The organism is Clostridium sp. D46t1_190503_E9 (assembly GCF_015555225.1).
In the GTDB taxonomy this organism is placed as follows: domain Bacteria; phylum Bacillota; class Clostridia; order Clostridiales; family Clostridiaceae; genus Clostridium.
Genome location: NZ_JADNKB010000003.1, coordinates 358,183 through 381,293 on the forward strand (window position 1 = coordinate 358,183; position 23,111 = coordinate 381,293).

Sequence of the window (23,111 nt, forward strand, 5' to 3'; positions counted from 1 at the left end):
CTATTAAAATTAGTTTTTATTTTTCACACTATCGATTATCTTAGTAACGTTATCTTTTAATATATTATTGTCACCTTCAGTATTTAACTCTATATAATTACAGCTTATTGCAATTTTATTTTTTAAGTCATCTAAATTTCCTAATTTATTATCATGAATAAATATAATCTTAGAATCCTTACTTTCATTTACTATATCTTTAACCTCTTCATTGCTCTTTAGCTTTTTCGCTTGAATTCCAAGATCTTTTAATAAATAATCAAACTTATCACTATCTGTAACAATATAATACTCTTTATACTTATTTAATTCTTCCTTTGATTTAGTTAAAAATTCATCTAATTCCTCAACAATAGTATTATAATTTTCTTCATAATAATTTCTATTTATTATATCTCGTTCTTGTAATGCCGTCTTTATATTATATAAGGCAATCTTATATTCATTAAATCCTAATAAATAATAAGGATTTTCTTTATTCTCATTAAATAATTCTGTAGTAATTGCTCTTATACCTCTGCTCATATTTATAATACCTACGCTTGAATTTTTGGCATCATCTATTATATCATTTATCCAAGTTTCGTATCCCAATCCATTGTATATAAACAAATCCATATTTAATATGTTACTTTTAACATTATCGCTAACCTCAAAAGATTTCATATCACTTTCATTACTAAATAAATATTCAACATTATGTTTATTTCCAACTAATGCTTTAGTCATATTATATTGCTCTTTATTAACTGTTAATATATTTAAAAACATATCCCTTTCCTCATCAAATTCATCAGTAGGATTAGCCATTAATGGATTATAGGAAAATGTTAGGCCCAAAAATAAAAGAGAAGTAAAAATAACTAAAGCATATGTTAACTTCTTCATAAATCTTTCCTCCAGGAAACAAATAATTATATATGCTTCAATTTATATATCTATCTATGTAAAATATCAAAATTAAAATCATATATTATTTAATTTTTTATATACTTTCTTAACTCTTTTTAAATTCTATCAATTATTTATAGTTTAATTAAATTTTAAATCTTTATTACAACTTATATACTTTCATAATATATTATCATTGATAAATAAAAATTACAATTCTATTACATCTTAATTACAATTCCAATTATATTATTATTTTACTACACATAAACCAAATTTGCCATATTATGTATATTATTTTATCTTTCTTTTTTTTCGTATTTTGGATAGAATATATGAATATAGAATATTTAGAAAGGAGTCTATTTATGCATTTTTATGTTAATGATATTGAAGAAACAACAAAAATTGGTTTTTCCATAGGTAAATTACTAAACCCTGGTGATATAGTTTGCTTAACTGGCGATTTAGGAACAGGAAAAACTCATATAACTAAAGGAATAGCTAAAGGTTTAGATATTGATGATCATATAACGAGTCCAACATTTACTATTGTAAATGAATATGATTCAGGAAGATTAAAATTATACCACTTTGATGTTTATAGAGTAAGTGATCCTGATGAAATTTATGCCATAGGATTTGATGATTATATATTTTCTGATGGTGTTTCTATAATTGAATGGGCAAATTACATAGAAGAGATTTTACCTAAAGAGTACTTACATATATTAATAGAAAAGGACTTATCAAGAGGTGAAAACTTCAGAAAAATTTCTATTACTCCATATGGAGAAAAATATAATTATATAAAGGAGTTAGTCTTATGATAGTTTTAAGTATAGATTCAGCCTCTAAAGTAGCAACAGCAGCTCTTTTAGATGAAAATAACTTAATAGCAGAATATACATTAAATAATAAAATGGAACACTCTACATTAATAATGGACATGATCGATAAATTATTAAAAGATTCTAATCTATCAATTGATGATATAGACGGATTTATCGTATCAAAAGGCCCTGGATCATTTACTGGACTAAGAATAGGCATGGCTACAGTTAAAGGTTTAAGCTTTGGTTCAAACAAGCCCTATATTAGCATTTCAAGCTTGGATGCCCTTGCATATTCCCTTATAAATTTTGATGGTATTATTTGCCCTATAATGGATGCTTTAAGAGACAGCGTTTATACATGTCTATATAAAAATAATAACGGTAACTTAGAAAAATTAACGGATTATTCGGCATTTGATTTAGATGAATTAATCGAAATTCTAAAGGAAAAAGGTGAAAAAGTAATATTTACTGGAGACGGCTTAACTAAGCATAAAGAATATTTGTCAAACAATCTCCCTAATGCCTACTTTGCACCTAATCACCTTAGCATAATAAGAGCATCATCATTAGGAGATTTAGGTATAAAATTATTATTAAATAATGAATCTGATGAATTAAACTCGTCTCCTTTTTATCTAAAAAAACCTCAAGCACAAAGAGAATTAGAAAAAAGGTTAGCATTAGAAAATGAAAATAAGCTATAACTTGATGAATGAAAATGATGTTGATGGTGTCTTAGATATTACAAATTTATGTTTTTCTACTCCTTGGAGCAAAAGTTCTATTACTGGTGAATTAAATAATCCTTTGGCAAAGTACATAGTTGCAAAAGATATAGAAACAAATTTAATAGTTGGATTTGTTGGAGTTTGGATAGTTGTCGGCGAAGCTGATATAACGAATATAGCTGTCCATCCAAACTATAGAAAGCTTGGAATTGGAAGTAAACTACTTTCTTGTTTAATAGATCTTTGTGAAGATTTAAATTGTTCACTAGTAAACCTAGAGGTTAGAGTTTCAAATATTTCTGCTCAAAATCTATACAAGAAATTTTCTTTTATAGAAAATGGTCTTAGAAAAGGATATTATGAAGATAATAAGGAAGATGCCCTTTTAATGACTTACTTTTATAATAAGAAACAGGTATAAACTTTACTGTTTATACCTGTTTCTTATTAATTTACTTCTCCAAGCAATTCTTCTTCAACTTCTTCTTTAACTTTCATACTTTTTACTAATATAAAAATCGTTATTACAGTTGACAATACATCACTTACTGGTTGGGCAATCCACACTCCATCTAAGCCTAATCCAAACGTTCTTGGAAGAATAATTATAAAAGGAACCAATAAAATTACCTGTCTAAGTAAACTTAAAAACATTGCAGTTTTAGCTTCTCCTATAGATTGTATGTAATTTGAACCAGTTATTGATATTCCCACTATTGGAAGCATAAGTAGATATATTCTCATTCCCTTAACTGATATATCCATAAACTTAGGATCCTTATTGAATACTCCTATTATAGCTTCCGGGAATGCTTGAACTCCAATAAATGCAATTACTAATATTAGTGTAGCTACTGTTGCTGAAAGTTTAAATGCCTTTTGAGCTCTTTCTACTTGTTTTGCCCCATAATTAAACCCAATTATAGGCTGTGCTCCTTGATTTATTCCAAAGATAGGCATTAAACACATTAAACTTACAGACGATATAGTTGCCATAGCACCTATAGCTAAATCAGTTCCATATGCTTTAAGAACATTATTAGCAATAACTTGAACTAAACTTGCTGCTATTTGCATAGCAAATGGTGCTGCTCCAATTGCCAATATTTTTAAAGTTATTTGTTTATCTAACTTCAGACTTGATTTAACAAATCTTAAATTAGACCTTCCACTAATATAATACCCTAAACCTATAACTGCTGTTGCAAATTGAGATATTATTGTAGCCACTGCTGCACCTTGTATTCCCATATTAAATGTAAATATAAATACTGCATCTAAAATTATATTAGTTATGCATCCAATTACCATAATAGTTGCTGCTAGTTTAGGATTTCCATCTCCCCTTATAGTATTGTTTAGAGTAAATGCAACCATATTAAATACTGTTCCTAATAAAATTATATATATGTAAGCTTTGGCATAATATAAAGTTTCATCACTAGCACCAAACTTTGTTAAAATTATATCTCCAAAAACTAGTCCTACAACAGTTATTATTAACGCTAAAATAACTGATAATGTTATTGCATTCCCAATTACTTTAGCTGCTTCTTCTTTCTTTCCTTGCCCAAGTTTTATAGAAATAGTTGTTGTAGCACCTACTCCAATAAGCATAGCAAATCCAAGTATAATAGTTGTAATAGGCATTGTTACACCAACACCAGTAATAGCTAAAGACCCTACCCCTGGTATATTCCCTATAAAAATTCTATCAACTACGTTATATAATGCATTTACAATCATTCCTATTATAGCTGGTACAGAATACTTTAATAATAATTTTCCTATTGGTTCTTTTGCAAGTAATTCTTGTGTTCTCATTTAATCACCTCTCCTTATTTTTTATTGAATCTTTTTTGAATCAAATTTATTTTCTTAATATGTAGAAACATTTTATAATTATATAAAAAAAGAAACTGCCCAAATAAAATTTAAAGTTGAGCTAATTCCTTTAAAAAGATCATATATTATTCTTACTTCGTAATATTTATTTTAATTTTTATATTATTATAAGTGAATTTTTCTCTAATTTCATACATAACTGATTTACATTATATCATATTTAATTACTGTTTCAACTAGTTTTATATGGTTGGGATTCTTAGAATAATTTTATCAATATATAGAGTCCTTCATACATATACTATAAGTAATTATTATATCTATATATCGGAAGGAATAAAAATGGATAAGATTATACAAACTCAAGTTAATATAATGAGCCTTTTTACATTACTTATGCTTATTTTTCATAGTTATGTAAAGCTCGATATGAAAAAATTATCTAATAAACTATTCGTAAATATATGTTCTTTGATTTCTGTAATACTAGTTTTAGAAATTTTAAAGATTTTTGTAAGTATAAATATATTAAATTTTAAATTTATATTTGTTAATAAACTAATTAATACTCTATTATTTATAATTTCACCAATTCCACTATATATGTGGAATAAATATTTATCTATTTGGATGAGTAAAAAAATCTTTATACCTAAAACAAAAATAAGTTATTTTGAAATCCCTCTAGTAATAAATACTATATTACTTATTATAAATTTAAAGTACGATATAATTTTCTCTATTAGTAATTCAAATTTATATCAACATGAAAACTTTTTTATAACACCATTAATAACTTGTGCCTTTTATTATATAAATAGTTATTTAATTTTAATAAAAGAAAGGAATAATATCTCTAGAGATAACATTAAGTTTTTACATATACTTTATATTTTGCCAATATTGGCATTTGCAATACAGTTATTAATACCCCAATGCCTATTCCTTTGGGCTAGTATCACAACTATTCTTGTATTTACTTATATTTTAGTTCAACAAGAATTATTAGAAACCGACCCTTTAACTGAAGCTTTTAACAGAAATTATTTTAATAGCTTTATTTCTAAAGTAAATACATTTAATATCAACCTATCTGAACTAGGTGCTCTAAATATAGATTTAGATGACTTTAAATCTATAAATGATACTTATGGACATCAAGCTGGTGATGATGTTCTTAAGGATTTTGTTCTTATATTAAATAAATCCTTTGGAAAAAAATCTAAAATTATTAGAATGGGTGGCGATGAATTTATAATTATTTTAGAAAATACCTCTGAACAAAAGATTGAAACTAAGTTAAATTTATTAAACTCTTTAATTGAATCTCATAATTCTCATAGTAAATATACTATTAAATTTAGTTTTGCATACTGTATTTATTCTAATGATTTTGATAACATATATGATTTTTTCAATTGCATTGATAATAAAATGTATCAAAATAAATACTTAAAAAAGAGCGCTAATATAAAATAATAAAGCTAACTATTAAAAATATAATAGTTAGCTTTATTATTTTATATTGAATTTAATTTACTTTTTCTAGAATTATCTAAATTTGAATCTACTTTAAAAATAGATGAAGAAACTCTTTTATATAATACGTATGTTATCCCACATACTAATATAGCCTTTATTCCATTAAAAGGTAATAATCCTATAGTAACATATTGAATCAGTTCATCTTTTACCATATTCATTCCAAATGCAGGTAATAATAAATAAACATTTGCTAGTATTCCTATAACTTCTATTGATAATGTTCCTAATGCCATTCCAAGTAATGCATTTTTTCTACTTTTATTTCTATGATAAACCCATGCTGCTGGAGCTACCAGAGATACCCCTACTATAAAATTAGCAAGTTCTCCAACAAAATACGTTGATGTTCCCTTAACTATTAGAATTAATAAATTCTTTATCAATTCTACAGCAATACCTGCCATAGGCCCAAAAGCAAATGCTCCCATAAGTGCTGGAATATCACTTAAATCAATTTTAAGCCATGGAAATGGTAAAAACGGTATTGGAAAATCAAAGTACATAAGCACTACTGCTATTGCACCTAAAAGTGAAATTTTAATAAATTTGTTTAGGTTTCTGTTTTGTTGACTATTCATTATTTCTCCTCCCAAAAGTCTATCCACTGGGGCAATGGGTTAGATCATATCATTTAAATGATATTAATTTAACAATTCGCTTTATTAATTTGCCCATCTTCTCTTAATTAAATACATATTAACAACTAAAAAAGCCCTGATATATTAAAATACATCAGGGCTCAAAATCCATAAGAAATAAGATGTGCTTAAAATAAATATCAAGCAATATCTAACCACTTACCTTCTTTCATCCAGACTATACTGTCGGCCTCGGAGTTTCACCGAATCATGCTAAAACTTAGCTCGCGGGCTATACCGCCGGTGGGGAATCACGCCCCGCCCTGAAGATAATTTATTTATACTCATATTATATGACTTACTATGCCTTTTTGCAAGTATCTTTTTTAACAATTGTTATATATTATTCAGTAATGTCTTTCATTGATAGTGATATTCTATTTCTCTTGCTGTCTACTTCTAATATTTTAACTTTTACTATATCGCCGACTTTAACAACGTCTAATGGATGTTTTACAAATCTATTAGCCATTTGGCTTTTATGAACAAGACCATCTTGATGGACTCCAATATCAACAAAGGCTCCAAAGTCTGATACATTTCTTACTGTTCCCATAAGTATCATGCCTTCTGATAAATCTTTTAAATCAATTACTCCAGTCTTTAAAATAGGCTTTGGCATCTCTTCTCTTGGATCACGCCCTGGTTTTTTAAGCTCTTTTATTATATCTGATAAAGTAAGTTCACCAATTTCTAACTCTTTAGAAATATTAGCTATCCCTTTATCTTTTACTCTTTCATCTATATCTTTAAGCTTATTTTCTTTTAAATCTTCTTTTGTATATCCTAATAATTGAATTAAATTTCTGGCAGCTTCATAAGATTCTGGATGAACTGATGTGTTGTCTAAAGGTTCATCACTTTCCATAACTCTTAAGAACCCTGCACATTGCTCATAAGCTTTTTGTCCAAGTCTTTTTACCTTTAATAACTCTTTTCTATTTTTAAATCCACCAGTTTCATCTCTATAACTTACTATATTATTTGCTATACTTGAATTTATACCAGCAACATAAGTAAGTAATGATGGTGTTGCAGTATTTAAATCTACTCCAACTTTATTAACAGAATCTTCAACAACACCCTTTAATGATTCATCAAGTCTTTTAGGTGTAACATCATGCTGATATTGGCCAACCCCTAAAGCTTTAGGATCAATCTTAACTAGCTCAGCCATAGGATCTTGTAATCTTCTTCCTATAGATATTGCTCCTCTCACTGTAACATCTAAATCTGGATATTCCTTAGTAGCAAGCTCTGATGCTGAATAAACAGACGCACCTGACTCTGAAACTATAACATATGCTATTTCTTTTCCTGTTTCCTTTTTTATTTCTGATATTATTTCAGATACTACTTCTTCTGATTCTCTTGAAGCAGTTCCATTTCCTAATGAAATTACTTCTACATTATACTTCTTAATTAAATCCTTTAGTATGTCTTTAGTTTCCTTAACTTTGTTTTGTGGAGCTGTCGGATATACTGTTGACTTATCTAAAAACCTTCCAGTATTGTCTAATATAGCTATCTTACATCCTGTTCTAAATCCAGGATCATATCCCATAACTACTTTTCCCTTTATAGGTGGTTGCATTAATAATGCTTTTAAATTTTCCTTAAAGATTTTTATAGCACCTTCTTCACCTATATTGGTAAGCTCGCTTCTAACTTCTCTTTCTATAGATGGATATATTAACCTTTTTAAAGAATCTCTTATTGCTAATTTTAAGTACTCATCAGTAATGTTATTATTTCTTAATATTTCATTTTCTAAATAACTTATTATTTTATCTTCATTTACTGCTATTTTTACTGATAATACCTTCTCCTTTTCTCCTCTATTTATAGCTAAAATTCTATGCGGTGGTATCTTAGCAATTTCCTCACTATAATCATAGTACATTTCAAACGGTGTATGTTCATCACTTTCACCTGTTGATTGTATCTTTCCTTCTTTGAATACTAATTCTCTTATCCACTTTCTATATTTTGCTTCATCAGATATTTCTTCTGCTATTATATCTAAAGCTCCATTAATTGCATCTTCTTTACTATTAACTCCTTTTTCTTCATCAACGAATCTAAGTGCTTCACTATTTAAATCAGCATTAAACTCACCATTTGATATAATATCTGCAAGTGGCTTTAATCCCCTTTCTAATGCCATAGTTGCTCTTGTTCTCTTCTTTTGTTTATAAGGTCTATATATATCTTCCACCTCAGTTAGAGTCTTTGAAGCTTCTAAGGCTTTTACTATATCATCATTTAGTTTTCCCTGTTCATCTATAAGTCTTAAAACATCCTCTTTTCTTTCTTTTAAATTTCTAAGATATATAAGTCTCTCTTGAAATTTTCTTAATACTTCATCACTTAAAGCACCAGTTTGTTCTTTTCTATATCTTGAAATAAAAGGAACAGTATTTCCATCATCAAGCAATGATATTACATTATTTACTTGAGTTATACTTATCCCTAATTCTGATGACAATCTTTCAACAATATCTACCATAAAGTCCTCCTAAGCTATAATAAAAATTTTTCTCCAAAATTTACATAATGATATTATAATACAATATCATACTTTTATGTACCATATAATTTATTTTATAGAATATATAAAATAAATATTTAATATTTACTTTAAGTACAATGTTGATATTATGTAAAATTAAGTTTATAATATAATTGTAAAATTTTTACAAATGGGTGGTTGTATGAATAAATTTATAATGATAATTAATAAAATAATAAGTATCCTTCTTATCTTTTTTATAGTATTTATTATACTAAACGAGTATTATGTTATTGAATTCTCAACTACTTTAAAGTATGTATTATATTTCTTAACATTAATACTTATACTTATTTCATCCACAAAAGAAATAATCGTAAATAAATCTGGGCTATCTAAGTTTATAAATTGCATAATATTATTTTCATCAATAGTTGGCGGCGTTTTTTCAATAGTTTCAAACCAAATAAATATCCTGATTTATATATGTATTCTTTGTTCCCTAATTTATGGATTTATAGAACTAGTTTATAAAAAAGCCTAAAGTAATATCCTTATTTTTATTTTTTTCATAATCTCATGCCTCAAGTAATAGTATTAAGTATAACTATTATTTGAGGTATATTTTATGAAAAGAAAATTGTTTTATTCTGTATCGCTAGTTACTAGCATAGTATTTTTATCTATTTCTATATTTTTTAATTTTACATATTCGCCTTTTGACGCTAATAATGTAAAAGAAAATATTGCGGTATTTTCTTCTGAAACTTATGGTGGTAGACTAGCTGGTAGTGACGGTAATTTACTTATTGGAGAAATAATTAGAAAAAACTTTGAGGATAACAAATTAGTTCCACTTAATGAAAGTTATAAAGAGAGCTTTAAAACACTCTGTCCAATAAATAATAACAGCTCTCCCTATCTTAAAATATCATTAGATGACGAAGTAGTTGAAACTTTAAAATACGGCGTTGACTATAAAGAAGATATGATTAACTTCAAGATTAATAGTTTAAGTTTTTCTGAAGATGATAAAGTAAATATCTATACAACGTCAATAGAAGTTGTAACAGATGAAGGAAATTGTTTATTTTACGTAGCTCCTAATAATGATTTTTCATTTAGAAGCTCATTTATGAGTAATTTCCCTTATGATATGATTGTTTTAATAACTACTGATACTTATAACAAAATATTAGATTCTGTAAGATCTGGATTAACTGTTTCAGTTAATTTACCATTTTCAACTTGTGAAAAGGAACTTGTAAACATAGTTGGTGTATTAAAAGGATCTTCTAGTAATCTTCCGCCTCTTGTTTTAACTGCTCATTATGATCACTTAGGTCAAGATGGTCTTAAAAACACTTATTACGGTGCCTTAGATAATGCATCTGGAACAGCATTTTTATTAGAGCTACAAAGGTCTCTTTCAAGCTTTGGAACACCTAAAAGAGATATAATTTTTGCAGCTTTAAATGCTGAAGAGTTTGGATTACTTGGTTCTAAAAGTTTTGCAGAAAATAATCTTGAAAAGCTAAAAGATGCTGAGGTTATTAATTTTGATATGATAGGTAGTGATAATTATCCTCTTACTTTAATGCTTGGAGCTTCTTATAAAGATAACGATTCTGAACTTCTTAAATCTGTTGAAAAGATTTCTAAAAAGAATAATGTAGATACTAATGTTGTTTATGAAGATTCAAGTGATCATGCTAGCTTTAACAATTTAGGTATAGATGCTTTAAGCTTTTGTCATAGTGATATGACTAAGATTCACACACCTAATGATACTGTTGATCATATAAGTATTGGTGCAATAAATAGTGCATATAGCGTTATAGAAGATAAGATAAACGAATCTTGCTATGGAACACTCACCTTATTTTTCCATGGTAAAACTTCATTATTTATATTTGCAATAATATTTGGCTTCTTAGTTTCAGCACCATTTATATCTTATATAAGAAAGAAAAAAATAAGTTAATAAAAGTAGTTACTTCTTTAAAATTATAAAAAGTAGTTACTTCTTTAAATTATAAAGTAACTACTTTTTTAATTCTATATTAAAAGTAAAGGGGATATATATAAATCCCACTTTACTTTTGTTAAATTTTTTAGTTGTTATTTTTTAAGTACGCCGTAATAAAATTATCTATTTCTCCGTTCATAACTGAATTTAAGTTAGCTGTTTCTTCTCCAGTTCTATGATCCTTAACCATGTTATATGGGTGGAACACATATGATCTTATCTGACTGCCCCATCCCATGTCTTTTAATTCGCCTGTTAAATCTTCTATTTTTTCTTTATGAGCTCTTTCTTTTAACTCTATAAGTTTAGATTTAAGCATAGCCATTGCTGTATCTTTATTGGAAAACTGACTTCTTTCACTTTGACATTGAACAACTATTCCAGTTGGTATATGTGTTATTCTTATTGCTGATTCAGTTTTATTTACGTGTTGACCACCGGCTCCACTTGCCCTATAAGTATCTATTTTTAAATCTTCACTTTTTATGTCAATGTCTTGGTCTTTTGTTAATTCTGGAAGTACTTCAACTGATGCAAATGAAGTTTGCCTTTTACCATTTGCATTAAAAGGGGATATTCTTACTAATCTATGAACTCCCTTTTCAGCTTTTAAGTATCCATATGCAAATTCACCCTTTACCTTTAATGTTACACTCTTTATTCCAGCTTCATCACCTTCTAAATAATCAAGAGTTTCTACCTTGAATCCTCTTTTTTCACACCATCTTGTGTACATTCTAAGTAGCATTTCAGTCCAATCATTTGCATCACTTCCACCTACTCCAGCATGTAAGGTTAATATAGCATCGTTTCTATCATACTCTCCTGATAAAAGTAGTTCTATTCTATACTCCTCTACATCTTTCTCTATAGACCTTATCTCTCTTATAACTTCATTTATAGACTCTTCATCTTCTTCATCTATTAATTCTGATAGTATCTCAACATCTTCAACTCTCGATACTAATGATTCATATCGATCTATCTTATCTTTAACTCTTTTGCTTTCTTTTGTAACTTCTTCTGCTCTTTTTATATCTTCCCAAAATCCACTTTCTTGCATTTGAAGTTCTAATTCTTTTAATTGCTTTTCAAGTGCTTCTTTGTCAAAGAGAAGCCCCCATTTCTTTTATAACTTTCTTTATATCATTAAGCTTAGCTAATTCTGATTCTAACTTAATTATCATATAATCACCCTATCTTTTTTAAATTTACTCAAATTAACTTATTAGCTTTAAAAAAGTGCCCAAAGGGCACTTCTTTATACTTCTCTTCCACAACAGTTTTTATACTTCTTACCACTTCCACATGGACACAAATCATTTCTGCCTACTTTAGGTTCATTTTTAACTGGTTGCTTCTTTACAGCTGAATCGTCTCCACCATGGCTTGCTGTTGTCTCTTCTGCTACTCTTTCTCTTTCAACAGGTTTTTGAACTTGAATATGGAATAAGAATCTAACTGTATCTATCTTTATTCCATTTATCATTTCTTCAAACATAGCACTACCTTCCATTTGGTACGCTTGTATTGGATCTAATTGCTTATACGCTCTTAGCCCTATACCTTGTTTTAAGTGATCCATGTTATCTATATGATCCATCCACTTTTGGTCTACTACTCTAAGAAGTATTACTCTTTCAACTTCTCTAAAGTGTTCTTCACCAAATTCTTCTTCTTTTTCATGATAAACTTTCATTAATATATCTAACACTTTACTAATTATTTCATCATTAGATAATTCTGCTAAATCTTCAACCTTAACTACTCCATGAGGTAAGCAAATATCCTCTAAATATTGAATTAGCTTTCCTATTTCTTCTTCAATATTTTCATTCGAACCATCTAAATGAGCTTTAACCGCATCAGATACTATTTCATTTACCATTCCATTAATTTGCTCTCTTAAGTCTTTACCTTCTAAAACTTCAGATCTTTGCTTATAAATAACTTCTCTTTGCATATTCATAACATCATCATAACCGATAAGGTTCTTTCTTATGTCAAAGTTATTACCTTCAACCTTCTTTTGTGCATTTTCTATAGCTTTACTTACCATTTTATGATCAATAGCTTCATCTTCTTCTAAGCCTAACTTATCCATCAATCCTTGAATCTTTTCTGATCCAAATATTCTCATTAAATCATCTTCCAAAGAAATATAGAATACTGATTCTCCTGAATCTCCTTGACGACCAGATCTACCTCTTAATTGGTTATCTATTCTTCTTGATTCATGTCTCTCTGTACCTATTATCTTTAGTCCACCAACTTCTTTAACGCCTTCTCCAAGCTTAATATCTGTTCCTCTACCAGCCATATTAGTAGCAATAGTAACACTACCTAACTCACCAGCATGAGATATTATTTCAGCTTCTTGTTCATGGTATTTAGCATTAAGTACCTTGTGCTTAACTCCTCTTTTCTTTAGTAAAGAAGATAAGTACTCTGATTTTTCTATACTTACTGTACCAACTAGAACTGGTTGACCTTTCTTATTAGATTCTATTATCTCTTCTATAATAGCATTATACTTTCCTTTAGTATTTTTATAGATTAAATCACTTTTATCTACTCTTGCAATAGGTCTATTTGTTGGAACAACTATAACGTCTAATGCGTAGATTTCTCTAAATTCATTTTCTTCTGTTAATGCTGTACCTGTCATACCTGATAACTTATTATACATTCTAAAATAGTTTTGGAATGTTATTGTAGCAAGGGTTTTTGACTCTCTTTCTATTTTAACGCCTTCCTTAGCTTCAATAGCTTGATGAAGTCCATCTGAATATCTTCTACCTTCCATAAGTCTACCAGTAAATTCGTCAACTATTATTACTTGACCGTCCTTTACCATGTAGTCCTTATCTATCTTCATTCCATAGTTTGCTTTTAATGCTTGAGTTATATAGTGTTGTAATTCTAAATGATCTGCATCTGCATAGTTATCTATTCCAAATGCTCTTTCAGCTTTTTCTACACCTGAATCAGTTAACATTACAGAATTAGCTTTTTCATCAATTGTGTAATCTGTCTCAGCTAATAATTGCTTAACAAAATTATCCGCAACATTATAGAATTTAGTTGATTTTTCTCCAGCTCCTGAAATAATAAGTGGTGTTCTAGCTTCGTCGATAAGTATTGAGTCAACTTCATCTACAACTGCAAAGTTTAGTTTTCTTTGAACTTTTTCTTCTTTATAAATTACCATATTATCTCTTAAGTAATCAAAACCGAACTCATTATTAGTTCCATATGTTATATCTGCAGCATACGCTTCTCTTCTTTGCTCAGATGTTAACCCATGAACTATACATCCTGTACTTAATCCTAGGAAATTATATAATTTACCCATCCATTCAACGTCTCTTGATGCTAGGTAATCATTAACTGTTACTAGATGTACTCCTTCTCCAGTTAATGCATTTAAATATAACGGCAATGTTGCAACTAAAGTCTTACCTTCACCAGTCTTCATTTCTGCAATTCTTCCTTGATGAAGAACCATACCACCTATAAGTTGGACTCTATAATGTTTCATACCTAAAACTCTCCACGCAGCTTCTCTACAAACTGCAAAAGCTTCTGGTAATATATCATCAAGAGTTTCACCATTTTCTAATCTTTTCTTAAATTCATCTGTTTTTGCCTTAAGCTCATCATCTGATAAGCTTTGCATAGTTTGATCTAAGGCTTCTATTCTATCTGCAATTTTTTGTAGTTTTTTAACTTCTCTTTCACTATATGACCCAAATAACTTTTCCAAAAATCCCATTATAACTTTCCTTCCAATCGTTTTATTTTATTAATTAGTTTAATCATGTACATGTATTTTATTTATCAAATTTCATGTATTTTATTTATCAAATTTTATTTATTGAATTTCATTTATAAATTATACCATTTTACTAATAATTAATTCAATAAATATGTTACTTTTAATAACATTATAACTAAAAAGGAAGTGCATTGCACTTCCTTTTATTAATTAAAAATACTATTCGTAAAATTTTAAATATAATCTGGTTCTAATAATCCATAATCTCCATCTTTTCTCTTATATACAACGCATATCTTATTTGCTTCTGAATCTTGATATACAAAGAAATTATGTCCTACTAACTCCATTTGAAGTACTGCTTCTTCAATAGACATAGGCTTAACTCCAAATTTTTTAACTTTAACAACTTCTCCATTTGCTTCTGCAACTTCGTCACTTAAAGCAACTTCATCTAATTGTGGGAATCTTAATGACTCATGGTTTCTTCTAGATAATTTCGTTCTTTGTTTTCTAATTTGTCTTTCTAGCTTTGCAACTACTAAATCAATTGATTTGTACATATCCTCAGTTGATTCTTCAGCTCTTAAAACTATTCCATTAAATGGTATTGTTATTTCTACCTTTTGTTTATTTTTTTGCACTGATAAAGTAGTCTTTGCTTCTACCTCTGGATCAAAATATCTTTTTACCTTGGAAAGCTTTTTCTCAACCATTTCTTTTAACGCTGGTGTTGCTGTAGTATTTTTTGCTATTACTGAAACTCTCATATAAGTTCATCCCCTCTCTATAAGCTTAAACCTTACTCAGTAGTGTTAAAATTATTTGTTTTATGATTATATTATACTACTTACAAACCTTCTCAATCAAGAGTAATATGATTAATTGGCAGAAAATTCACTTTATTTTACTCAATAAATCTTCTGTTTACTCCTTGTTTTATATATTTTAATTTTGAAAATTTTTTAAATTTTTATACTCTTATATACATAAAAAATAGCCATTAGCAAACACTAATGGCTATTTTTTATAAAGCTAGCTGACCTGGATTTTGCCCCCACACTCGCCTACTGGAGCTTTTGCTACTCGGAATTAACCTCTCACTACTAACCCTCTCAATTTTCTTGGTAGGACTTACTTCTATACCGCACCATGCTCATTAGGAATTTTTCCAAACTTACGTGGATCGTTTCGCCTGCGACTGGCATCGACTTTCATCCACAGACCTAGACTTTACATTATTATTATATATAACTTTTTGCAACTGTCAACATTTTTATAGATTTAGCACCACTTTTTTTTAGTAGTTTTTCACATTCAATTAACGTTGCTCCTGTTGTTATTACATCATCTATTAAAATTATATTTTTATTTTTTATATTTTTATCACTTTTAACATCAAAGGCACCTTCTATATTTTTTAATCTATCTTCTCTTGATAAAGTTTTTTGTTCTTTTATATTTTTCACTTTAATTAAATCTCTATATATTGGTTTATTTAGTCTTCTACTTATCTTTTGCGCCATAAACTCACATTGATTAAATCCTCTATCTTTTAAAGCTTTTTTACTGCTAGGAATAAAAAATATTGCATCTGCTTTGATATTATTTTCACTTATTAACTCACATAAATAATCTGCTAATATATTTCCAGCTAGAAAATTTTTATTGTATTTAAACTCAAGTATTAATTTTTTCATTACTCCACTGTAATATCCGTATGATAATACTTTAGATTCTTCCCTTACTCTCATTATTTTACTTTTACATATTGGGCATAATCCTATAACTTCATTATCACAGGAAATACATTTAGTTGTAGGCGGGTATATTATATCCAGAAACTCATCTATGATTTCTCTTAATAGTTCAATAATCCTTTTTCCCATATTTCTTTATTATATCCCCTTGTTATTTCTTTAGCCAAATCCATATCTTCTGATATTTCCTTTCCAACTAAAATCACTTCTCCTATTTTATTACCCTTTATATTTTTTCCTACTTCAGCACAAAAATATATTATTTTTTTATAACTATAGAATATTTCATCTGAGAATAATGCAACTATATCTATGTTTTCTGAGTCTATTTTATATTCTCTAATATTATTCGTAATTACAAAAACACTTTTATTTTTTAATTTATATAAAGGATCTATTTTCCTTAAATTTTCTCCCCTAAAAAATTTAATTATCTTCACATCCTTTATCTTTAGTTCTTGTGTATAATAATCGAATAATTTATTAATTTTTTCTTCATTAGGAACATATATTATAACCTTACGATTATCATTTTTAAACCACATTAAATAATCATATAGTGTATAAGGCATATCTTCATCTAATTTTACTCTAGTTACGATTATTCTAGGCTCTACAAATGGTTTATCTCTAGTTAAATCGGAAACAGATATTAATCTTCCCATATTAACTACTTTTTCTATAGAAAATATTATCATTCTTTTACTACATAAATATAAGTATTCAACAGATTGTCTAAACTCCTCTTTTGAAATAACTGAATATATACTTATATCATCAATTATACATAATTCATAACAATTATTTATTTTATTAATATTTTTAAAATTTACAAAAACTAAATCATCATTTCCTTCATTTTCTTCTATATATGAATATTTAAATTTATAATTACTATTTTTTAAATTTTCTATTATTTCTTTATTAAAATTTGTTCCTGACCACACATATAATACTTTCTTATTTTGTTCTAGTAGCAATTTTATTAAGGGTAAAAATATAGATGTACTATTATATGGATTAGTTATTATAGTTAGTATTTTTGATTGTTTTGTATACCATTTATTTATCTTAGATGTACAATTATTAAACTCTTTTAGGTTTATTAATTTTTTATCTAACATTTAACCTCTCCTTATTTATTCACTAAACATATCTTGATTTGTAATATCTATTATTCTATCTCTAAGTGAAGAATATCTCTCCATACTTCTTGTATTAGATACCATATACTTTAAAGCTTTTGGAATACCTACAACTACTACAAGCTCTTTTGCTCTAGTTATAGCTGTGTATAATAAATTTTTATTCATTAATAATGGTGAACCCATAAACGCAGGAGTAATTACTACTTTAAACTCACTTCCTTGGCTTTTATGTATAGTAATTGCATATGCTAACTCTAATTCATCTAAATATATGTAATCATAAATTACTTTTCTCTCATCATCAAAAATTATAGTAATTGTTTTTTCCTCTTCATTTATACTTTGAATAAAGCCCATATCTCCATTAAAAACGCCTACACCTTCATTCTCCCCACTTCCATTGACTCTAATCCATTTTAAAGAATAATTATTTTTAGTCTGCATTACTTTATCACCTTCTCTAAAAACAACTTCTTTCAATTCTTTCTCTTTTTTGCTAGGTGACTTAGGATTTAAAACTTCTTGAAGTTTATTATTTAAGTTTTGCACTCCTAATATACCTTTTCTTGTAGGTGTTAATATTTGAATATCTCTATATTTATCCCATGATTTTTTGAAGTTAGGTAATCTTCTATTTATTAAATCTATTATGGTATTTAGTATTAAATCTACATCTTCTTTATTTTCAAAGAAGAAATCTCCATCCCTTCTATTTATATATGGCATTTCACCATTATTAATTTTATGTGCATTTGTTACAATAAGACTTTCTTCCCCTTGTCTAAAAATATCTTTAAGCCTTACAACTTTTATAAAGTTACTTTCTATTAAATCCTTTAGCACATTTCCTGCACCAACTGATGGCAATTGATCTACGTCGCCAACTATTATTAATCTTGTTCCAAGCTTTATTGCTTTAAGCAAACTATGCATAAGCATTATATCTATCATAGATGCCTCATCTATTATAATTACATCCGCTTCTAAAGGTTCCGATTCTCCCTTGCCATAATAAGAATTTTCATCTTCACTTACTCCCATTTCTAATAATCTATGAATTGTTTTTGCTTCTCTACCAGTAGATTCAGTCATTCTCTTAGCTGCTCTTCCTGTTGGTGCTCCTAATAAAACCTTCATGCCATTATTTTCATATATTTCTATGATAGATTTTATAATTGTAGTTTTTCCAGTTCCAGGCCCTCCAGTTATTATCTCTATACCATTTTCAAAAGCACCTACGATAGCCTCTCTTTGGGAATTTGCAAATTTTATTTTATTTTTTCTTTCAAATGCTTCGATCTCGAATTCAACATCTGAATTTATCGTTCTAAAATTTTCTATGCTTAATGTTATTATCTTATTTGTAACACCTAATTCACAATAATAATATGGTAAAGAAAAAACTGCTTCTATCTCATTAATTTTCTCTATTTTTATTTTTGTTTCTAATGCTAAGTTATATAAGTTTTCTTCTACCATTTGCCCTGGTACACCTAATATTTTAGATACCTCATCAATTAAATTACTTTTAGGCATATATGTATTACCTGATGCTGAAAATTGATTTAATATATATCTTATTCCACTTTGTATTCTAAATGGTGAAATAGACTCTATCCCTAAGCTTTTGGCTATTCTATCTGCCGTTATGAATCCTATTCCTGAAATCTCATCACAAAGAATATAAGGATTTTCTGATACAATAGCCTTGGCATCTACACCGAACTTTTTATATATTTTTATACATTGATTGGTAGTCATACCATGGCCTTGGAAATAAATTATTATATCTTTTAAATCCTTTTGTTCTATATAAGATTCATAGATTATCCTAAATTTTTTTTCACCAATACCTTCAATTTCTTGAAGTCTCTCAATGTGATTTTCTAATATATCTAAAGTTTCTTCTTTAAATTTATCCACAATCTTTTTAGCAGTTATAGGACCTATTCCATGAATTATACCTGTACTTAAATATTTTTTTATTCCTTCTACGGAATTTGGTAATACTTCTTCATATTCCTCTATATTAAACTGACGTCCAAATTGTCTATGAAGTACCCATTGCCCTTTTAACTTAACATGTTGCCCTTCTTTTAAAAAAGGAACTATTCCAACTGCATTTATACAATCTTTATCTATCCTTACTTTTGATACAACATACCCTGTATCATCACTCTTGAATACAATAGATTCTACTATTCCGTTTAGACATTCCATGTTATCTCTCCAAATCTTCCAATAATATTTTAATCTCACTATTTTTATTATATAATTATATCATATATAAGTTGTAATAAAGATTATACATTTATATTAATTATACTATATTTAGTGTGCTATAATTAAATAAATAAGTGTACTAACTTATATAAATAATAAGCTTTATATTATTTCAATTTTATACTATTTTTGAATACGTTTTATAGCTATTTATACCATTCTAGCTTTTAATGTTATAGCTTTTAATTGAAATTTATATAAAAAAATGTGGAGGTGCTCATATGTTAATTAAAAATTGTAATATAGTATATCTTGATAAGATAGAAAAAGGATCCGTTTTAATCGAAAATGGAAAAATAAAGGAAATAAATCCTAGTAATATTAATGATTCTGAAGTAATAGACGCAGAAGGTCTATATCTATCTCCAGGATTTATAGATGTTCATATCCACGGTGCAGGTGGACATGACACAATGGATGGTACATTTGAAGCAATAAATGAAATTTCTAAAACTATAGTTAAGCATGGGACTACTGCTTTCACTCCAACTACAATGACAGTATCAGTAGATGATGTAAGAAAATCTATGGGTGTTATAAAAGAAGCTAAAGAAAATGGTACTGATGGCGCTATTGTTTTAGGAGCTCACCTTGAAGGTCCTTTCATTAGTCCAAAAGCTATTGGTGCACAAAATCCTAATTTTTTAATTCCTCCAACTCTTGAGAACTTTAATGCTCTTGTCGGAGATTCTGAAGATGCTGTCGTATCAATAACAATTGCCCCTGAAGTTCCTGGTGCTAAAGAATTAATAAGGGAATTGTCAAAAAAAGGAATAGTTTGCTCTATTGGACATACAAAAGCTACCTATGACGAAGCTATGGAAGGCATTAAATGTGGCTGCTGTCACTCAACTCATTTATTTAATGCAATGACACCATTTGCTCATAGGGAACCTGGAGTTGTAGGCGCTATATTTGATAGCGAGATAACTACAGAAACAATTTCTGATGGTATTCATATATCATATCCATCACTTAGAATAGCTTATAATCAAAAGACAACTGATAAAGTATTATTAGTTACTGATGCTATGATGGCTTGTGCAATGCCTAATGGAATGTATACATTAGGTGGTCAAGATGTTGTTGTTAAAGACGGTGCTGCAAGGCTTTTAAGTGGAAGCTTAGCGGGTTCAATCTTGACTTTAGATAAGGCAATTAAAAATGTATATAAAAATGTTGGTCTTCCATTAAATGAAGCTGTAAAAATGGCTACTTTCAATGCTGCTAGACATTGTAAAGTTGAAGATAAAAAAGGTCTTGTAAAAGAAGGCTACGATGCTGATTTAGTTTTATTTGACGAAGATATAAACATAAAAAATGTAATAGTTTCTGGTAAAATACTAGTATAAATAAAAAATGCTCCAATTTAGGATTGGAGCATTTTTTATTTTAAATATATTTTTTTATTTCTTCTACCTTATTTAAAGCTTCCCAAGGTAAGTTTAAATCATTTCTTCCAAAGTGACCATATGCAGCTGTTTGCTTGTAAATTGGTCTTCTTAATTCTAAATCTCTTATTATAGCGCCTGGTCTCAAATCAAATACTTTTTCAACTATTGAAACTATTTCTTCCTCTGATTTCTTTCCTGTTCCAAATGTATCTATTTCTATTGATACAGGCTTAGCTACTCCAATAGCATAAGCTAATTGAATTTCTAATTTATCTGCAATTCCTGCTGCAACTAAGTTCTTAGCAACCCATCTAGCTGCATAAGCTGCTGATCTATCAACCTTAGTTGGATCTTTTCCTGAAAAAGCACCCCCACCGTGTCTTCCATATCCACCATAGGTATCAACTATTATCTTTCTTCCAGTTAATCCACTATCTCCTTGTGGCCCACCAACAACAAATCTTCCAGTTGGATTAATGTAATACTTAGTACTATCATCTAATAGTTCAGCTGGTACTACAGCTTTAATTACATGTTCCATTAAATCTTTTCTTATTTGCTCTTGAGATACCTCTTCACTATGTTGTGTTGATATTACTATTGCATCTATTCTTACAACCTTATTATCATCATATTCAACAGTAACTTGAGTCTTTCCATCTGGCCTTAAGTATGGTAAAGTTCCGTTCTTTCTTACCTCTGATAATCTTCTTGATAATCTATGAGCCATAGCTATTGGTAATGGCATATATTCTTCTGTTTCATTCGTTGCAAAACCAAACATCATACCTTGATCTCCAGCTCCAACTGATTCAACATCATCCTTTTCTCCTGATCTTGATTCTAAAGCTTCATCTACTCCCATAGCTATATCGCCTGATTGCTCATCTATTGATGTTAAAACTGAACATGTTTCACAGTCAAAACCATATTTAGCTCTATCATATCCAATTTCTTTTACTGTTTCTCTAACTAACTTTGGAATATCAACATAGCAATTAGTTGATATTTCACCCATAACTAGTACCATTCCTGTCGTAACTGCTGTTTCACAAGCAACTCTTGCCATAGGATCCTTAGCTAAAATACTATCTAATACTGCATCTGAAATTTGATCACAAATTTTATCTGGATGCCCTTCTGTAACTGATTCTGATGTAAATAATCTTTTCATTTCCATTTCTCCTTTCATTTTATTTGATATTAATTCTAAACTATATTAATTCTAAACTAAATTAATTTATAAAATAAAAAAATCTCTTCGATAAGAAGAGATGTTAAAAATCTTAATCTTTCTTATCTTGCAAAATTACTTTGCAGGAATTGGCACCACACTCAAATTTAATGAAGTAGGTTGCCGGGTTTCATCGGGCCCATTTCCCTCCGCCTCTCTGGATAAGAACTAATATCAAATTTTACCTTTTAGAGTATATCACTTTTAATATTCATAGTCAACTAAAAAATATAAATTCATTGCATATTTAAACTTTTTAATTATAAAGTTCTAGCTTATTTACAAATAAAAAAAGACAAGAATTCTTGTCTTTTTTGGTGGGGGAGGACGGATTCGAACCATCGAAACGAAACGTAACAGATTTACAGTCTGCCCCCTTTGGCCACTCGGGAACTCCCCCATATTATTGGAGCTGGCAATAGGAATCGAACCTACAACCTGCTGATTACAAGTCAGCTGCTCTACCGTTGAGCCATGCCAGCATATT

At 28.4% G+C, this 23,111-nt stretch carries 18 protein-coding genes, 2 tRNA genes and 2 riboswitches; of the genes, 7 read left to right on the top strand and 13 right to left on the bottom strand.

What is annotated here, in order from left to right; all coding sequences use genetic code 11:
* Positions 1-9: 9 nt before the first annotated feature.
* Positions 10-888 carry a zinc ABC transporter substrate-binding protein gene (locus I2E83_RS05455; protein WP_195262733.1) on the bottom strand — a complete coding sequence of 293 codons (879 nt, stop codon included), beginning with the start codon at positions 886-888 and terminating at the stop codon, positions 10-12.
* Between the two features lie 371 nt (positions 889-1,259).
* Between I2E83_RS05455 and tsaE the strand changes: the two genes are divergently transcribed.
* From tsaE to rimI, 3 genes are read left to right on the top strand one after another with little or no spacing between them, the layout of a single operon-like run.
* Positions 1,260-1,721, top strand: coding sequence for a tRNA (adenosine(37)-N6)-threonylcarbamoyltransferase complex ATPase subunit type 1 TsaE (gene tsaE, locus I2E83_RS05460; RefSeq protein WP_195262734.1), 462 nt, complete (start codon positions 1,260-1,262; stop codon positions 1,719-1,721).
* Positions 1,718-2,434, top strand: coding sequence for a tRNA (adenosine(37)-N6)-threonylcarbamoyltransferase complex dimerization subunit type 1 TsaB (tsaB, locus tag I2E83_RS05465; RefSeq protein WP_195262735.1), 717 nt, complete (start codon positions 1,718-1,720; stop codon positions 2,432-2,434). The genes tsaE and tsaB overlap by 4 nt, the downstream gene beginning before the upstream one ends.
* Positions 2,418-2,879, top strand: a complete 462-nt coding sequence (rimI, locus tag I2E83_RS05470) for a ribosomal protein S18-alanine N-acetyltransferase (protein WP_195262736.1) — start codon at positions 2,418-2,420, stop codon at positions 2,877-2,879. The genes tsaB and rimI overlap by 17 nt, the downstream gene beginning before the upstream one ends.
* 26 nt (positions 2,880-2,905) lie before the next feature.
* Here rimI and I2E83_RS05475 read toward each other — a convergent pair whose 3' ends face one another.
* The gene (locus I2E83_RS05475) at positions 2,906-4,282 is read right to left on the bottom strand and encodes an MATE family efflux transporter (protein ID WP_195262737.1); all 1,377 of its coding nucleotides are present in this window, start codon (positions 4,280-4,282) and stop codon (positions 2,906-2,908) included.
* 363 nt (positions 4,283-4,645) lie between these two features.
* Here I2E83_RS05475 and I2E83_RS05480 point away from each other — a divergent pair, with 363 nt between their 5' ends.
* Positions 4,646-5,782 (top strand): GGDEF domain-containing protein, encoded by a 1,137-nt coding sequence (locus I2E83_RS05480; protein ID WP_195262738.1) that lies wholly within the window; start codon positions 4,646-4,648, stop codon positions 5,780-5,782.
* Positions 5,783-5,823: 41 nt separating this feature from the next.
* Here I2E83_RS05480 and I2E83_RS05485 read toward each other — a convergent pair whose 3' ends face one another.
* The gene (locus I2E83_RS05485) at positions 5,824-6,426 is read right to left on the bottom strand and encodes an ECF transporter S component (RefSeq protein ID WP_195262739.1); all 603 of its coding nucleotides are present in this window, start codon (positions 6,424-6,426) and stop codon (positions 5,824-5,826) included.
* A 217-nt stretch (positions 6,427-6,643) separates the two neighbouring features.
* Positions 6,644-6,761, bottom strand: a riboswitch (FMN riboswitch).
* A 68-nt stretch (positions 6,762-6,829) separates the two neighbouring features.
* Positions 6,830-8,995, bottom strand: a complete 2,166-nt coding sequence (locus tag I2E83_RS05490) for a Tex family protein (RefSeq protein ID WP_195262740.1) — start codon at positions 8,993-8,995, stop codon at positions 6,830-6,832.
* 205 nt (positions 8,996-9,200) lie between these two features.
* On the opposite strand from I2E83_RS05490, the gene I2E83_RS05495 reads away from it, so the two are divergent.
* Both I2E83_RS05495 and I2E83_RS05500 read left to right on the top strand, forming a co-directional pair.
* A complete protein-coding gene (locus tag I2E83_RS05495) occupies positions 9,201-9,542 on the top strand; it encodes a hypothetical protein (RefSeq protein ID WP_195428899.1) in 342 nt (113 codons plus the stop codon).
* Between the two features lie 84 nt (positions 9,543-9,626).
* On the top strand, positions 9,627-10,982 hold the full coding sequence (locus tag I2E83_RS05500; protein ID WP_195428901.1) for a M28 family metallopeptidase: 1,356 nt from the start codon (positions 9,627-9,629) through the stop codon (positions 10,980-10,982).
* Between the two features lie 130 nt (positions 10,983-11,112).
* Here the strand turns inward: I2E83_RS05500 and prfB are convergent.
* From prfB to I2E83_RS05530, 6 genes are all read right to left on the bottom strand, one after another.
* A protein-coding gene (prfB, locus tag I2E83_RS05505) for a peptide chain release factor 2 (RefSeq protein WP_195262742.1) occupies positions 11,113-12,214 on the bottom strand; the annotation gives its coding sequence in 2 pieces (ribosomal slippage) (positions 11,113-12,135 and positions 12,137-12,214; 1,101 coding nt in all).
* Between the two features lie 74 nt (positions 12,215-12,288).
* A complete protein-coding gene (gene secA / locus I2E83_RS05510; RefSeq protein ID WP_195428903.1) occupies positions 12,289-14,802 on the bottom strand; it encodes a preprotein translocase subunit SecA in 2,514 nt (837 codons plus the stop codon).
* A gap of 236 nt (positions 14,803-15,038) precedes the next feature.
* Positions 15,039-15,575 (bottom strand): ribosome-associated translation inhibitor RaiA, encoded by a 537-nt coding sequence (raiA, locus tag I2E83_RS05515; protein ID WP_195262744.1) that lies wholly within the window; start codon positions 15,573-15,575, stop codon positions 15,039-15,041.
* A 474-nt stretch (positions 15,576-16,049) separates the two neighbouring features.
* A complete protein-coding gene (locus I2E83_RS05520) occupies positions 16,050-16,694 on the bottom strand; it encodes a ComF family protein (RefSeq protein WP_195262745.1) in 645 nt (214 codons plus the stop codon).
* Positions 16,667-17,689: a hypothetical protein gene (locus I2E83_RS05525; RefSeq protein WP_195262746.1), complete on the bottom strand. Its 1,023-nt coding sequence runs from the start codon at positions 17,687-17,689 to the stop codon at positions 16,667-16,669. The genes I2E83_RS05520 and I2E83_RS05525 overlap by 28 nt, the downstream gene beginning before the upstream one ends.
* A gap of 15 nt (positions 17,690-17,704) precedes the next feature.
* On the bottom strand, positions 17,705-19,933 hold the full coding sequence (locus I2E83_RS05530) for an ATP-dependent RecD-like DNA helicase (protein ID WP_195428904.1): 2,229 nt from the start codon (positions 19,931-19,933) through the stop codon (positions 17,705-17,707).
* Positions 19,934-20,217: 284 nt separating this feature from the next.
* On the opposite strand from I2E83_RS05530, the gene nagA reads away from it, so the two are divergent.
* Entirely contained in the window at positions 20,218-21,348 is a 1,131-nt protein-coding gene (gene nagA / locus I2E83_RS05535) for an N-acetylglucosamine-6-phosphate deacetylase (protein WP_195428905.1), read from the top strand.
* Positions 21,349-21,388: 40 nt separating this feature from the next.
* Here the strand turns inward: nagA and metK are convergent, their stop codons facing one another.
* The 3 genes from metK to I2E83_RS05550 form a co-directional block, all read right to left on the bottom strand.
* Complete coding sequence (metK, locus tag I2E83_RS05540; RefSeq protein ID WP_243241917.1) at positions 21,389-22,564, bottom strand: methionine adenosyltransferase; 1,176 nt, start codon at positions 22,562-22,564, stop codon at positions 21,389-21,391.
* Positions 22,565-22,683: 119 nt separating this feature from the next.
* Positions 22,684-22,792: riboswitch (SAM riboswitch) on the bottom strand.
* A 147-nt stretch (positions 22,793-22,939) separates the two neighbouring features.
* Positions 22,940-23,024: transfer RNA gene (locus I2E83_RS05545), tRNA-Tyr, on the bottom strand.
* Positions 23,025-23,031: 7 nt separating this feature from the next.
* Positions 23,032-23,106 (bottom strand) — tRNA-Thr (locus I2E83_RS05550).
* Positions 23,107-23,111 lie beyond the last annotated feature (5 nt).

Coding starts and splice junctions, on each gene's coding strand:
- I2E83_RS05455 (WP_195262733.1), bottom strand. CDS start 888: ATGAAGAAGTTAACATATGCTTTAGTTATTTTTACTTCTCTTTTATTT.
- tsaE (WP_195262734.1), top strand. CDS start 1,260: ATGCATTTTTATGTTAATGATATTGAAGAAACAACAAAAATTGGTTTT.
- tsaB (WP_195262735.1), top strand. CDS start 1,718: ATGATAGTTTTAAGTATAGATTCAGCCTCTAAAGTAGCAACAGCAGCT.
- rimI (WP_195262736.1), top strand. CDS start 2,418: ATGAAAATAAGCTATAACTTGATGAATGAAAATGATGTTGATGGTGTC.
- I2E83_RS05475 (WP_195262737.1), bottom strand. CDS start 4,282: ATGAGAACACAAGAATTACTTGCAAAAGAACCAATAGGAAAATTATTA.
- I2E83_RS05480 (WP_195262738.1), top strand. CDS start 4,646: ATGGATAAGATTATACAAACTCAAGTTAATATAATGAGCCTTTTTACA.
- I2E83_RS05485 (WP_195262739.1), bottom strand. CDS start 6,426: ATGAATAGTCAACAAAACAGAAACCTAAACAAATTTATTAAAATTTCA.
- I2E83_RS05490 (WP_195262740.1), bottom strand. CDS start 8,995: ATGGTAGATATTGTTGAAAGATTGTCATCAGAATTAGGGATAAGTATA.
- I2E83_RS05495 (WP_195428899.1), top strand. CDS start 9,201: ATGAATAAATTTATAATGATAATTAATAAAATAATAAGTATCCTTCTT.
- I2E83_RS05500 (WP_195428901.1), top strand. CDS start 9,627: ATGAAAAGAAAATTGTTTTATTCTGTATCGCTAGTTACTAGCATAGTA.
- secA (WP_195428903.1), bottom strand. CDS start 14,802: ATGGGATTTTTGGAAAAGTTATTTGGGTCATATAGTGAAAGAGAAGTT.
- raiA (WP_195262744.1), bottom strand. CDS start 15,575: ATGAGAGTTTCAGTAATAGCAAAAAATACTACAGCAACACCAGCGTTA.
- I2E83_RS05520 (WP_195262745.1), bottom strand. CDS start 16,694: ATGGGAAAAAGGATTATTGAACTATTAAGAGAAATCATAGATGAGTTT.
- I2E83_RS05525 (WP_195262746.1), bottom strand. CDS start 17,689: ATGTTAGATAAAAAATTAATAAACCTAAAAGAGTTTAATAATTGTACA.
- I2E83_RS05530 (WP_195428904.1), bottom strand. CDS start 19,933: ATGGAATGTCTAAACGGAATAGTAGAATCTATTGTATTCAAGAGTGAT.
- nagA (WP_195428905.1), top strand. CDS start 20,218: ATGTTAATTAAAAATTGTAATATAGTATATCTTGATAAGATAGAAAAA.
- metK (WP_243241917.1), bottom strand. CDS start 22,564: ATGAAAAGATTATTTACATCAGAATCAGTTACAGAAGGGCATCCAGAT.